The sequence below is a fragment of the Alsobacter soli genome (assembly GCF_003004785.1).
GTDB classification, from domain to species: domain Bacteria; phylum Pseudomonadota; class Alphaproteobacteria; order Rhizobiales; family Beijerinckiaceae; genus Alsobacter; species Alsobacter soli.
In genome coordinates, this window is sequence record NZ_PVZS01000080.1 from 1 (window position 1) to 505 (window position 505).

The 505-nt window shown below is 70.7% G+C and carries 1 protein-coding gene; it reads left to right on the forward strand.

Going from position 1 to position 505, the window contains the following annotated elements; translation table 11 throughout:
- Positions 1 to 505 (forward strand): glycosyltransferase family protein (locus SLNSH_RS24345; protein ID WP_483416138.1); only part of this gene is annotated, 505 nt, incomplete at both ends.

Below are 505 nucleotides of genomic sequence, written 5' to 3' on the forward strand. Positions count from 1 at the left end.
GGGCGCCGAAGAAGTCGATCGACTACGCCGTGCTGGAGCACACCCGCAAGGCCGGCGTGCTGCCGGTGTCCTTCGCCTGGTCGGACCTCGGCGAATGGGACGCGGTGCTGGCGAACTCGCCGCTCGACGAGAACGGCAACTCGCTCTCCGGGCCGGTGCATGTGCGCAATTCGCGCAACAGCCTGGTGCGCTCGGAGGGCATGCTCACGGCCGTGCTGGGCCTCGACGACGTGGTGGTGGTGACCACCCAGGACGCGGTGCTGGTGTCGAGCCGCGCCGCCTCGCCGGACGTGAAGGGCCTGGTGGAGGCGCTCAAGGAAGAGGGCCGGCCGGAGGCCACCGAACACCTGCGCATCCACCGGCCGTGGGGGTGGTACCAGCGGGTCGACATCGGGCCGCGCTTCCAGGTGAAGCGCATCATGGTGATCCCGGGCGCGCAGCTGTCGCTGCAGAAGCACTTCCACCGGGCCGAGCACTGGGTCGTGGTGCGCGGCACCGCCGAGGT